A 12,049-nucleotide genomic window follows, 5' to 3' on the forward strand; every position below is an offset into this window, starting at 1 on the left:
GGAGCGCCTGAGCCCTCTTGGAAGAGCAAATATGATGCATCGGCGAGGCCGTAACTCAGGCAGAAGGATCTACTCCTGGCGAGCGAGGGTGCACCGCCTGCTCTTGTGGTGGGGAACGCTCTGCGTACTGGGCCTGGGCCTGGCCTTAGTGCCGGGGAACGCCCAGGCGCGTGCCCTGCACCCTCTGCATGCCCAGTATGATCATAGCATTCCCGCCGCCAATGTCCGCTTACCCAGTGGGCAGGCCCCGCGCCAGGTCAAAGTCTGGTTTACCGAGCGTATCGAACCGGCCTTCAGTGAGCTGCAGGTCTGGAACCAGCGGCGGCAGCGTGTCGACCTCCGCGACAGCCGGGCGGTGCCTGGTGACCCGTATGCACTGGTCGTTGACCTTCCTCCGCATCTACCCGACGGGGCCTATACCGTCCTCTTCCACAACGTCTCTGCCGACGATGGTCACGAGGTCACAGGCAGCTTCAGCTTCGTTGTCGGGGCTGGCCCGCTGCCTACCAATACCGATGCCCTGCTCAACCAGTTCGCTCCCACCAGTGCCAACCTCACTCTCTGGAGCGTGGGCACGCGCTGGCTCAATATCCTCAGCCTCTGTGCCCTGGCCGGTCTTCCTCTCTTGCTGCTCCTCATCTGGCGCCCTACCGTTATCCGAATCAGGAAAGAGGTCGGGCCAGAACTGGCGGCAGCTGAGCAGCTGATGCAGCGCCTCAGCAAGATCTACCTGCTGGCGATCCTGCTCGCCCTCAGCCTCGGCTGGCTGGCTTTCTGGTGCTATCAAGGCTGGATCTTCAGCGGCCTGCCTCCCTGGCAACTGCTCAGCAATGGGGGCATGCTCGGCGAGATCGTCCGCAGTCGTTTCGGCACCCTCTGGCTCGCCCGTCTGGGGCCGCTGCTGCTCGTCTGGGGCTGTTGGATCGTGCTGCTGCGCCGTCGGTATGGCTGGTGGCGCAGCTGGCCACTCAAAGGACTGCTACCGCTGGCCGGTCTGCTCATGCTCACCGAGATCCTCAACTCACACGCTGCTGCCAGTCGCCAGGCGCTGCTCTTGTTGCCGCTCAACCTGCTCCATCTGGCGGCAAGTGCCATCTGGATCGGCACGCTACTGGGACTAATGATCCTGCTGCCCCCGGCTCTGGGCAAGCTCAGACCAGGCACCGGAGACCGCACACGCCTGCTGGCTGGTCTGATCGGTCGCTTTACCCGGCTGGCGATACCAGCGGTGCTGTTGCTGGCTCTGGCTGGCGGACTGGAGGCCCTCTTGCTCCTGCCCTCGCCGGCGGCCCTCTTCAGCAGCGACTACGGGCGGGCTTTGCTGGGCAAGACGCTGGCTTTCGCCTTGCTTCTCCTGTTGGGGGGACTCAATGGTCTCTTCATCGGGCCTCGCCTGCGGCGTCTGGCTCGTCAGCCCGACCGTGAACGTGGTGCCGCCTCGCTGGCTGCCGGGCGTCTGCAGCGCCTCTTTGTACGCGCCCTACGCTGGGAAGGCACACTGGCCGTGCTGCTCCTAATCGTCGTAGGCGTCCTGACCAGTCTCAGCCCGCCTGTGGCCAGCGTGGCCGCCGGCTCCGGCTCCAGCCAGGGGCCTGCACTCTATCTGGGGCACATGGGAGACCTCAACTACAGCTTCATCATCAATCCTGGCCAGGTGGGTACCAATACGTTCGCCGTCGACCTGCGTGATAGCACAGGTCGCCCGCTCAGGCTCGGACCGAACGACAGCCTCATTCTGCGTTGCACCATGACCGATATGACGATGGGCATCCAGGAGATCCCTCTTCGTCCGATCGCGGGCCAACCGGGCCGCTACCGCGCTGTCGCCAGCGTCATCAGCATGAGTGGCCACTGGCAGCTCACGCTGATTGTCAGACGCCTCGGCTTCGACGACGTCAGCGCTACCTTCAATCTGACCATCGCGGCCCCAGGAAGATTCTGAGCTGGCCCCGCTTACGAAGGCTCGTCCCGCGGGCCGGGGTTGGACTGGATCGTTGACGGCGGCGCAGCCGGACCGGCTGAGGTCCTGGCTGTCGCCCGCCCAGCCTGCGTCTGACCGGCCACCGACAGCCGGCCCGGCGAGGACCTGGTCCGGGGCCGTGATTGGCGCGCACGGCGCCCGTGCCACCAACGCCGCAGGGCCAGGCAGCGCTCTCCCAGCCAGGTGCCGAGCAGCACCGCCGCTATGCCACCACCCAGGCTCAGGAGCAGGTAAAGCACCGCCGCCAGCCAGCGCCCGGCGGCCAAAAGCAAGACATCCCCCAGAGCCAGGCTGCTGAAAGTCGTATAAGCCCCCAAAAAGCCAACCGCCATCAACAGGCGGCGGGTAGGCCCAATCAGAAAAGTGGCCTCCGCCAGGACCGTGACCAGTGCCAGAGCAAGAGCGCCGCTGAGATTGATCAGCAAAATATCGTACGGCCAACTCTTGCCAAAGCAGGCTTGCAAGAGGGGACTGAGCGAAGCCCGCGCCAGCGTCCCGCAGAAGCCGCCCAGGGCGACCGCCCCCAGACGCCGCCGTGCCGAAAGTCCCTGAGCCACTAGAGCCACCTCCCCAGGGCCAGACCACAGGCCGCGGCCAGCAAGCCCAGCAGCACACTGCCGGCCAGATAGAACAGGCCCAACCAGCTACTGCCACCGCGCAGCAGCTCAACCCCTTCCCAGCTCATCGTACTGAAGGTCGTGTAGCCTCCCAGAAAGCCGGTGGCCAGCACGCCCTGGAGCGCCGCATTAAGCACATGTTCCGTCGTCAGCCCGAACACCAGCCCAATGGCGAAAGCCCCGGTCAGATTGATCACCAGCGTCCCCAGCGGAAAGGCCGTCGTCACCCGCTCCGCAATAAAGCGCCCGAGCACATAACGGCTCAACGCTCCGACAGCTCCCGCCAGTCCTGTGGCCAGCAACTGCCCGAATGCCAGCAGCGTCATCGTGGCCACTCCTGCCAGGTTGACAGGGACACCATCGTCACCGGCGTCACAGTAATCAGACCGTGACTCACCATCCTCTGCACCACGGGCAGGAAGCGCCCTATCTGCTCCTCACTGTCAACCAGCTCGATCAACAAAGGCAGGTTATCGGCAATATCGGGCAGACGCTCACTGACCAGGTGATGATCTGGCCCGAAGCCCTCAATGCCACGCAAGACCGTAGCCCCGGCCATCTGGTGGCGCTGGGCTGCTTCCAGGATGGCTCGATAGAGAGGCCGACCCTGCCACTCCTCGGCCTCGCCCACAAAGATCCGCAGCCGTTTCCCCGCCCTGGGGAATGGCTGCGGCTGCATTGTTCCGCAACCAGAACCGTTAGTATGAAGCATCATCACCATCTTCCAGGAGGACACGCAGCAGATCAGAGCGACCCACGATCCCAACAAGGCGCCCATCATCATCCACCACTGGCAGCACCTTCCGGCCCGTTCTCATCATCAGAGCAATAGCTTCTGAGACCGTCGCTGTGGCAGGCACGGTCACCACTGTGCGGTTCATAACTTCGCCCGCGCGCCCGGCGCGATGCAGCTGAGGGCCTAAAGAGGTGCTGGCGCCAGAGACGTGCTGCTCCCGACCCCGTGCCAGTCCGCTCAACCAGGACAAGAGACGGGGACGCAGCTCCTCCTGCAAGCTCGCCAGCAGATCGACATCGCTGATGATTCCCCGAACATGCTGCCCATCGTCAATGACCACCACGCGCTTCAGCGGCGACTGCAGGAGGGCCTCAAACACCTCCGTCAGCGGCGCATCCTCATGCACGGTAGCCACCTCGGAGCGCAGATAGTCCCTGACCGGCGCCGAGGCGGCGGAGCTGTTGGCCTGCCTCGTGACGCCGCCCGTTGGCGCTGACTCCCTCTCCTCGGCTTCGCTTGCCAGGGGACTGGTGGCCGCTGCGCGCAGCAGGTCTGTGCGTGAGAGCATGCCAACCAGTCGCTTATCGCGCTCCACGACTGGCAAACGGCGCAGACCCGTCTCCACCATGAGATGGGCCGCCTCGCGCAGCGATTGCTCAGGGCGCACTGTGCGCACCTGACGATTCATGACGTCTGCTGCTGTACGCGCGCTCTGTCCCGCCTGCGTCAACGGGGTGCGCATCTGCTCGGCGGTTGTCTCATCCAGCGCGAGCGCCGTGCGCACCAGACCGCGACGCAGCGGCAGGGCGCCCGTCCTGATCAGGTCACCGGTGGTAATGAGGCCGAGGAGATGCTGCTCCCGGTCGACAACTGGCAGGGCCCGGAATGGCGCCTGCAGCAAAAGTGTGAGTACCTGGGCCAATGGCGTCTCCGGTTCAACAGTGGTCAAGTGTGTGGTCATGGCCTGACGCACCGGACGACGGGCCGGCAATCCCGAGAGCAGGGGTGGTGTTACGTGAACCACCTCGGTCTCGTGCAGGGTGATCAGACCGCCGCGCAGCATGGCGCTCAGGCGCGGGAGCAGACGGTCGATGCGCGCTGGTTGATCGATGACCTGGATGACGATGCTCGCATCCGAAGACCAGCGTAGCCCCTGACTCGCATGCAGACGCGCGCTTGCACCGTAGCCAGCTATCGCCCGCATGGCTGTGGCCCCAGCGCAGCCCTCCTCGCGCAGCAACTGCAGCATGGCGACGTAGAGCGGCTGCCCGTGCCATTGATCCGATTCGCCAAGGTAAATGGTAAGAACCTGGGCTTTTTCAGGGCGCACAGTTTCCCCTCTCTGGTCTCGCTCTCCTCTTCTGCCAGCGTATCCTCTCTCTGATCGTTGTTTCACTCGCTAGCCTGAGCGGGGTGAGGAATGCATCAGCACTCGTCGCCCCGCATCGCCAAGTCTTGTTTGCAGGATAGCATAGAGCGAAGGTCGGAGGCAATGCTCTCTCCCAGCGGGCCTCAAGAGCCGGCCTGGCCTGATGCACGCTTTCCACCTGGAAGAGAATGAGAAAGAATAATCTCAGAAAGAAAGAAGGAAAAAGGGAGGATCTTGTCGGTCAATGACCAAGCCTGTCCTGAATCGGCGTCAGCTCAATCGCGCCACGCTGGCCCGCCAGTGCCTCCTGGAGCGGGTTGAGGTGTCTCCGTTGGAAGCCAGTGAGCACCTGGTTGGCCTGCAGGCCCAGCTGCCTGCTCCGCCGTTTATAGGACTCTGGACACGTCTGCGCAATTTTCATCATCAGGAGCTGCTTCATCTTCTTCAGCAGCGGAAGATCGTCCGTGCCACCCTGATGCGCGCCACTCTACATCTGGTGAGCGCTGCCGACTATTTGCGCTTCCGTCTGGCTCTACAGCCGGCTCTCACTCGCTCGCTCCAGTCCTTCTTTCGTCGAGGAGGAGATCCTGCCATCCAGGCTGCTGTCGTGGAGGAGGCGCGAAGCCTGCTGCGGGAAGGTCCTGCTACCTTCGCAGTCCTCCGTCAGCGTCTGGCCGAGCGTTTTCCTGAGCTGGAGCCGGCCCACATCGCCTATCTCGTGCGCATGCAGCTTCCTCTGGTCCAGGTCCCCGATCAAGGTGCCTGGGGCTTCAGCAACAACCCGCACTATGCTACTGCCTTCGACTGGCTTCGTGAAGAAGGAGAGCCATGGCCGCCCGAGGAGGGTCTACGCCTGCTGGTACGGCGCTACCTGGCGGCCTTTGGGCCGGCCAGCCTCAACGACCTGCAGACCTGGTCGGGTCTGACGGGCCTGGCCTCGCTGGTCCGCTCACTACGCACCGATCTCTGCTGCTACCGCGATGAGCAGGGCCAGGAACTCTTTGATCTCCCAAACCAGCCATTGCCGCCGGAGGATCTGCCTGCCCCGCTACGCTTCCTGCCTGAATTCGATAATCTGCTGCTCGCTCATGCCAATCGCGAGCGCGTCCTGCCCGCTGCCTACCGCCGGGCTGTTCTCTTACCGCCCGGGCGTGTTTTGCCTACTATTCTTGTCGACGGCTTCGTTGCCGGCACCTGGAGCGTTCAACGCCAGCGTGGCCAGCACAAGCTCCTCATCACCCCGTTTGTCTCGTTAGCAGTGGGTCAGCGCGATGAACTTGTAGCCGAAGGTGAACGCCTGCTGGCCTTTCTCTCCCCTGAAGCTGAGGCTGAGCGGGCTGAGGTAGAGATCCTGAAGCCTCCCTGACCAGGTAGCTCACCCAGCCAGGTCAGCTCAGGCCAGGTCGCCCCAACTCCCCATCGCCTGCTCGGGGTCAGAGGCCATTATTGTGAGAAGCGGGCCCGCAGCAGCAGCTGGACCAGCCGATAGGACCCTGCTGCCAGCACCATCAGGCTGCCGATCAGGGTCAGATAGGCGCCTGGTCCAGCCACAATCGCTAACTCTGCATTCGTTGGGGAGGTCCCAAGCAGATCTCCAGAGGAGAGCAGCCCATCCAGGCGGAAACAGATGCCAAGAGTATAGACAGCGATCGCCAGAGCGAATGCCCCCGTGATCAGGGGAAGCGCCGGCAACCAGACAATCAAGCGCGGATTATTCTTCAGCAGCCACGGCTCCCCGGTGAGGAGAGCCGCCTGCAATATCAGTGCCAGGAATGGCAACCAGGTCATAAGCCCAATCTGTGCGCCACTAACGGCAAACTGCGATGGCAAGAGAGGCTCAAATCCTTGCAACTCAATCCAGGGCAAGAAAAAGCCGAGCAGGCAGGCCGCACAGCCCCCAATCATCACTATACTCGCCTGATCTCGCCGCAAAGGCATGATGCCGTGGGCAACCAGAGTCCTGAGTGGCCACTCCGGCTGTGTACGAGCGGGACCAGAAACCATCTGGCTCCTGGCGGTAGTCGCAGACCCGGCTGGCGACTTGGGAATGCCAATGCCACTCGTGAGCGAAGCAGAGGGCTGTGACTGATGAGAGAGCGTCGCCTCTGAGGCCAGTTTCCGATCTGCCTGATTCGCTGCCTCCTGGCCGGCGGACAATGATGAGGTCTGCTCACTCTCGCTGGCCACAGCGAGGGGGGGAGTAGTGGTTGAAGCTGGCGTGGCAGCAGGCAAGGGCTGACCACACTGCTGACAGCAAGAGGCTTCCTCGACATTAACGGCGCCACAGTGAGTACAGAACATGATCACACTTCCTTGGTAAGCATTGTCTGCATCTCTCTATTCCTGCAACTTGTCAGCTAAAGAAGGAAAAGCTAGGAAAACCTGAAAATCGTATTTTATCGATCCAAAGTATATGTGGCGCGCTCTGGCTGTGGGCGGGGGAACAAAGTGAGCGTGGAGAGACAATAGAGGTACCTTCCCCACGACAACAAGACAGCCGGGCGAGCTACCACGAAGGCGTCAAGGCACTACCCGTTCCGCTCTGAGCAGCTCGCTGGCGTCTGCCCTTCCATCGCGGTAAGCATCAGTAGTGTTTCTTGATAATATCATCTGCTTGCTGCTTTGTCAATGCAGTGAGGAGAAAGTGTGCTTTCGCAGGCTAGAGTGCAAAATCTCCGAATCATTCCCTTGCCAATAGATTCTTGCCAGCCGCCGATCAAGATCGGGATAGGCGGACGCTGCACGCCCTTGGGCTGATTGATGGCCCCGCGCACCTGATAATAGCGGCCCTCGAAATAGGCCTCCTCCTGGGTCCACATGGCCCGCAGCACCTGGAGCGCCTCGCCCAGGCGTGCCAGGCGCTCGGCAGTAGAAGGGAACTCGTAACCGTAAGCGCGATACTCCTGCTCATACCAGCCGGCGCCGATCCCCAAGATCAAGCGACCGTGGCTCAGCACATCGACCGTACTAGCCATCTTGGCCAGCAGGGCTGGATAGCGGTAGCTATTGCAGATTACAATCTGTCCGATACGGACATGCTGCGTATCGCGCGCCAGGGCGGCGGTAGACATCCACGCTTCGAAGGTCACCTCTTGCGTGGGAACAGGGATTGTATGAAAGTGGTTGTAGAGCCAGATCGAGCGGAAACCGAGGGTTTCCGCCTCACGGGCGACGCGCGTCATCGCCTCATAGGCCTCCACGGGATCAGAGACAGCCACCAGGTCCAGGCGCCAGCCTTGCGGGACAATCACCCTGAAGTGTATCGTTTGCTTGTCTCTCCTTTCTTCCTTGCGTGGGCCACTTGGGCTGCCAAAAACAGTCCTCGGCAGAGGAGCAGTCTCCCCCCTGCTAGGCTGCCATGGGCCGATTGAGGCCGGCCAGCACCGACGCTACTAAAGCCAGGAGCAGACTTGGCAAGAGGAAGGGGCCGACACTCAGTATCGCGACGACGACACCAGCCAGGAGCAAAGCAGTGGTGAGCCACAGGATCGCCCGCCATGCGTTAGAATGGGTCTGGCTGTGCACGATTGCGCTGATGCCAATGCCAAGGATCACGAGCGCGATGAAGGCAAGGAAGTATGCCGCCGTTGCCGAGATGCCTGTTGCTACCAGACTGACCGACCGAGTGGTCGTCGGGCCAGCCGTGCCTGGTCCCGATCCAGGGGTGACCACTATGGTGCTGGTGCGGCCATACGTGCCAAGTGGTGCAAAGATCACGACGAGGAGGGCCGCCAGCCCCAGGATGCTGGCAAATGCACCGCTCAGACCCTCGATCCGCTGGAGTGTTCTCATGTTGCAGACCTCCTGATGAAACAGCGCCTTTCAGAGCTGTACCAGATGAGATTCGATGGTTGCACCTGTTTCTCATTCCGCGCGGCAAGCCTGGTCCTGTCTTCTTCTTGTCTCATACCAGCCTTGACCAGCAAGGAAGTGAGCCGAACCACGCTTTTTACTCATGACTTCCCTTGCCTCATTCGCCGACCAAACGATGCTTGAGAGGGAGCGCCTAACCAAGCTCTGACGGTACAGCTTCGGAAGCGACATCCACTATGGTGCACAACCAGAGTTTTGTCAGGGGCTCTTAGCGAATGTCCCCCTAGACACGACTGGACACGAAGCGGATCAGCTGCCACCACCACCGACCTGTGTGTAATAGCTCAGTGTCCCAGAGCAGTTCCCATCTTGCCAGGTGCTCACATGTCCTCCAACGTCGCCTGTTCCAAAGCCATAGACGTAGTTATCAGAATAGTAGACGTCCGACCCCCCCAGCGGCCAGCAATAGGAGCCACTATAGAAGTGGTCGTAGGTCCAGACGGTGCCCTGAGTATCGTTGTTACTATAATACGATCCAATCGAATGGGACTGCTCACTCCACCCAAGACCAACCGCGGTGGCCCACCAACGATAGTCCGATCCATTGAAGGAATCAACATAGGTGCCGTCATAGCGGAAGTTGATGATATCCTTCACCTCGTTGACCTCGCTGCCGAGTGGAGCGGACCAGACCGTCCGGTAGAAGCCTGAGGTCGAGCGAGGGGAAAACAACGGGGAGACTGCGCTTCCCCGTGCCGGCCCTGTTGTCTCTGAGGTGGCAGCAGATCCGCCTGTCGCGGGCGCTTGTGGAGCGGTTGATGAGTCTGCCGCCGGTACGCCAACCTCGATCAGCTCGGTATGCGCAACAGGATCAATTGCCACTTCGATGGCTGCGACCACTGACCCGTGGGATGCGTGCAAGTCATAAGCGTATTCGTAGTGGCTGCCGACGGCCTGGCCGTCTACAACGTAGTAGCTCGGTGCGAGAAGGTGGAGCGGCAAGCGCGTGAGATCGAAGAACTGGGCATTCGGTGTCCGATAGACCTGCGGAGACGTGATGCAGTGAACTGGACCGACGATCATTGGGACGCTGCGAGTCATGCCACACGTAGGAGTAGCTGGGGCTGCCTGGGCGACTCCTGCGCCAAGAACAAGGGCCATGAGCGCGAGCGCGGCCACACATGCCCGCATGATACTTTGCCTGTACATAAGAGTGTTCCCTTTCCCAAGCCAGAGTGAGGCAGTATCTGCGCCTGCACCTACGCGCCGCCACTAACGAATGAGTCGTAGTGTAGCCAGGAAGAGCAGCCTCCGCTGTCCCACGTTGACACATACCCGCCGACGCTTCCTGACCCGTGCGCGACCAAATTGTTATCGCTGTAGGTCACGTATGTGCTTTGGAGCGCGCAGAACACATCGTTCTCGTGGACCGCATAAGTCCAGGCGGTTATACTGGTGTAGTTAGAACCCCAATAGTATCCATTGCTATGCTGGGCCTGATACCACCCGTCCCATTGATCGAACCAGGCATCCCAGTAGGAGGCCGAATCCACGTATGTTCCGTCATACGTGAAATTCATGTGATCTTGCACCCAGTTCATGACAAAGCCCGGTGGGTCATACCAGGTGGTCTGGTAATAGCCAGAGGTAGAGCGGGTGTAGGGCTGTACCATAGGCACGTGATCAACTGCTCCACTGGCTGGCCGTGCCGTTGACTCGTTGACTGCACTGCGCTGGTTGCCGTGGCTGAATGGGTAGCCAGCGCGACGCTTGCAGGGGTCGGTACCCCCACTTCAATGAGTTGTGTGTGTGCAACGGAATTGATCGCTACCTCAATGGACGCTGCAGCTGAGCCACGGGACGCATTCAACTCATAGAGGTAGAGGTAGTTCCCTCCCTTCAGGCTGCCAGATACCACATAATAGTGGGGCTGGGGAATCCGCAACAGTTCATGTGAGAGGTCGAAAAAGCGTACATTTGGCCCTTGGTATGCGGCGGGAGAGGCGATCTCAGTAATGGCCCCGCTGACTGAAAAGCCGGATGGTGGCGTGCCAGCAGCAAGCACCACTGATGCCGCGTGCGCCGGGGTCACGGAGAGTGCGATGCACAGCGCAGCGAGAGCTAGAGCAAAGAGAGGGGCACCTCTGCGCCGGAAGCGGAGAAACGATATTGTGAATGTGTTGCGCATGAAAACCATACCAGCCTTCCTTGACTGTGAGCAGGTTGAACAGAGGCTTGCCATCCCTGAGAAGTGCTCGTTGGTGAGGGGACCAGCATCCTCACTTAACAGGATTTGACCGTTGCCTCAGTGCGTCGTCAGTTGATAAAAGCGTACTGACCTATTCCTTTGCTTCGGCAAGCATACATGATGAAGCTCAGAACATCTTCAGCGAAAGCTCAGTAAAGCTCAGAATTTGCTCAGGTATTGTTCCAGGAGACTCATCCGGCTTTGGGGCCTTGGGGAAAGATGCCGTAGCCAAAGCCATACCGGCTCAGCAGGATGGTTGGATGCTTCCCGCTCTCGCCAAGTTTGCGGCGCAGGCCCACGATGATTTGCTCGATGGAATGGGCATTGATATGCGGCCAGCGCCGCTTCAACCGACTTGCTAAGGCATCGGCGCTGTGCCAACAGCGTGGGGACTGGAGCAGCGCTCTCAGCACTGCCGCTTCTCGCGCGGTGAGGAGAATGGTCTTGTCCTGCCGCTGGAGGATAGCGAGGGCTGGATCAAACGAGAGATCACTGCGGAGGAGGATGCGCGAACTCTGTGCTTCGTCCATGAGTACCTCCTTCTACAAAGACCAATCAATACATGCCAGGTAGCTCCGTGGCGATTTGAACAACGTTTTGCGAGCTTTCTCTCTAGCTATGCTGAAGAGGGGTAGCTTGCCAGGCGCCGGCCAGGCGCAGGCTCCCGCCGATCAGAAGCAGCAGGCCATCGAGCAGCATCAAAAAGCCACCAGCCCCGGGGGTAATGAACATCATACTGAGGATCACCAACTGTAATTTATTTATATGTATCGATTATATAGTATAGTCTATTGTAGCATATCGGCTTGTGGAGCGGGCTGGTTTGATGCTGGGGTTGGTTGTGAAGACTATCGATTGCTTTGAGTGTGTTTAGAGTGCTAGGAGGGTATAGGGATTGACATTTGAATAGCTTTAAGGTACTATGTTGGTGGTTAGAGGTGGTTGTGGGTTGACGATGGGTTGTTTGTCTGTTATGCTGGTGGTGGATGATCTGAGGAGGTGTTTTCTGTGACTCTTAAGGAGTTGCTTGTACGCTTGGCTTGGTCAAGGATGGACTTGGTGAAGCGTGCTGATGTTTCTATTACGGCAGTTAGGAATATGGAGGGAGGAAAGCCGGTACGTCTCTTGACTGCTGCCAAGGTTCTTTCGGCGATTAATGCCGAGTTGCGTGCTAGGGGTGAGTCTCCTGTTAGCTTGGAGGATCTTGAGGGGGTGGTGATTTCAGATATGGATCGGTGATTTTGCTAGGATTGTGGGATGATGCCTAGAGCTGGCACTCTAGGCA

General features: G+C 60.2%; 12 protein-coding genes. 2 read left to right on the top strand and 10 right to left on the bottom strand.

The features are described from left to right. Nucleotides 1-31: 31 nt before the first annotated feature. Nucleotides 32-1,942, top strand: a complete 1,911-nt coding sequence (locus KTAU_RS14480) for a copper resistance protein CopC (protein ID WP_151729041.1) — start codon at nucleotides 32-34, stop codon at nucleotides 1,940-1,942. Nucleotides 1,943-1,953: 11 nt separating this feature from the next. On the opposite strand, the gene crcB (KTAU_RS14485) is transcribed toward KTAU_RS14480, so the two are convergent. Genes crcB (KTAU_RS14485) through KTAU_RS14500 form a run of 4 tightly spaced genes read right to left on the bottom strand, consistent with a single transcriptional unit; the run spans nucleotide 1,954 to nucleotide 4,664 of the window. Further along, nucleotides 1,954-2,538, bottom strand: coding sequence for a fluoride efflux transporter CrcB (gene crcB / locus KTAU_RS14485; protein ID WP_228026474.1), 585 nt, complete (start codon nucleotides 2,536-2,538; stop codon nucleotides 1,954-1,956). After that, on the bottom strand, nucleotides 2,538-2,924 hold the full coding sequence (gene crcB, locus KTAU_RS14490; protein WP_151729043.1) for a fluoride efflux transporter CrcB: 387 nt from the start codon (nucleotides 2,922-2,924) through the stop codon (nucleotides 2,538-2,540). The genes crcB (KTAU_RS14485) and crcB (KTAU_RS14490) overlap by 1 nt, the downstream gene beginning before the upstream one ends. Then, complete coding sequence (locus KTAU_RS14495; RefSeq protein ID WP_170293307.1) at nucleotides 2,921-3,277, bottom strand: DUF190 domain-containing protein; 357 nt, start codon at nucleotides 3,275-3,277, stop codon at nucleotides 2,921-2,923. Before KTAU_RS14495 ends, crcB (KTAU_RS14490) begins: the two co-directional genes overlap by 4 nt. Before the next feature lie 19 nt (nucleotides 3,278-3,296). After that, entirely contained in the window at nucleotides 3,297-4,664 is a 1,368-nt protein-coding gene (locus KTAU_RS14500) for a DUF190 domain-containing protein (protein WP_170293308.1), read from the bottom strand. Between the two features lie 283 nt (nucleotides 4,665-4,947). Between KTAU_RS14500 and KTAU_RS14505 the strand changes: the two genes are divergently transcribed. Further along, nucleotides 4,948-6,069, top strand: a complete 1,122-nt coding sequence (locus tag KTAU_RS14505) for a winged helix DNA-binding domain-containing protein (protein WP_151729046.1) — start codon at nucleotides 4,948-4,950, stop codon at nucleotides 6,067-6,069. 77 nt (nucleotides 6,070-6,146) lie between these two features. Here the strand turns inward: KTAU_RS14505 and KTAU_RS14510 are convergent, their stop codons facing one another. From KTAU_RS14510 to KTAU_RS22180, 6 genes are all read right to left on the bottom strand, one after another. Further along, nucleotides 6,147-7,004 (bottom strand): zinc ribbon domain-containing protein, encoded by an 858-nt coding sequence (locus KTAU_RS14510; protein WP_151729047.1) that lies wholly within the window; start codon nucleotides 7,002-7,004, stop codon nucleotides 6,147-6,149. A gap of 305 nt (nucleotides 7,005-7,309) precedes the next feature. Beyond that, nucleotides 7,310-7,954, bottom strand: coding sequence for an LLM class flavin-dependent oxidoreductase (locus KTAU_RS14515; protein WP_228026475.1), 645 nt, complete (start codon nucleotides 7,952-7,954; stop codon nucleotides 7,310-7,312). 97 nt (nucleotides 7,955-8,051) lie between these two features. Continuing rightward, entirely contained in the window at nucleotides 8,052-8,495 is a 444-nt protein-coding gene (locus KTAU_RS14520) for a hypothetical protein (protein WP_151729048.1), read from the bottom strand. A gap of 330 nt (nucleotides 8,496-8,825) precedes the next feature. Then, nucleotides 8,826-9,725 carry a hypothetical protein gene (locus KTAU_RS14525; protein ID WP_151729049.1) on the bottom strand — a complete coding sequence of 300 codons (900 nt, stop codon included), beginning with the start codon at nucleotides 9,723-9,725 and terminating at the stop codon, nucleotides 8,826-8,828. 1,230 nt (nucleotides 9,726-10,955) lie between these two features. Continuing rightward, nucleotides 10,956-11,294 carry a winged helix-turn-helix domain-containing protein gene (locus KTAU_RS14530; protein ID WP_151729050.1) on the bottom strand — a complete coding sequence of 113 codons (339 nt, stop codon included), beginning with the start codon at nucleotides 11,292-11,294 and terminating at the stop codon, nucleotides 10,956-10,958. 82 nt (nucleotides 11,295-11,376) lie between these two features. Then, nucleotides 11,377-11,499, bottom strand: coding sequence for a hypothetical protein (locus tag KTAU_RS22180; RefSeq protein ID WP_265576282.1), 123 nt, complete (start codon nucleotides 11,497-11,499; stop codon nucleotides 11,377-11,379). Nucleotides 11,500-12,049 lie beyond the last annotated feature (550 nt).

The sequence above is a fragment of the Thermogemmatispora aurantia genome (genome assembly GCF_008974285.1).
GTDB lineage: Bacteria > Chloroflexota > Ktedonobacteria > Ktedonobacterales > Ktedonobacteraceae > Thermogemmatispora > Thermogemmatispora aurantia.

What these genes read in the sequence shown, in the direction of transcription:
- KTAU_RS22180 (WP_265576282.1), bottom strand. Translation starts at nt 11,499, where the DNA reads ATGATGTTCATTACCCCCGGGGCTGGTGGCTTTTTGATGCTGCTCGAT.
- KTAU_RS14520 (WP_151729048.1), bottom strand. Translation starts at nt 8,495, where the DNA reads ATGAGAACACTCCAGCGGATCGAGGGTCTGAGCGGTGCATTTGCCAGC.
- KTAU_RS14505 (WP_151729046.1), top strand. Translation starts at nt 4,948, where the DNA reads ATGACCAAGCCTGTCCTGAATCGGCGTCAGCTCAATCGCGCCACGCTG.
- KTAU_RS14525 (WP_151729049.1), bottom strand. Translation starts at nt 9,725, where the DNA reads ATGTACAGGCAAAGTATCATGCGGGCATGTGTGGCCGCGCTCGCGCTC.
- KTAU_RS14530 (WP_151729050.1), bottom strand. Translation starts at nt 11,294, where the DNA reads ATGGACGAAGCACAGAGTTCGCGCATCCTCCTCCGCAGTGATCTCTCG.
- KTAU_RS14510 (WP_151729047.1), bottom strand. Translation starts at nt 7,004, where the DNA reads ATGTTCTGTACTCACTGTGGCGCCGTTAATGTCGAGGAAGCCTCTTGC.
- KTAU_RS14480 (WP_151729041.1), top strand. Translation starts at nt 32, where the DNA reads ATGATGCATCGGCGAGGCCGTAACTCAGGCAGAAGGATCTACTCCTGG.
- crcB (WP_151729043.1), bottom strand. Translation starts at nt 2,924, where the DNA reads ATGACGCTGCTGGCATTCGGGCAGTTGCTGGCCACAGGACTGGCGGGA.
- KTAU_RS14495 (WP_170293307.1), bottom strand. Translation starts at nt 3,277, where the DNA reads ATGCAGCCGCAGCCATTCCCCAGGGCGGGGAAACGGCTGCGGATCTTT.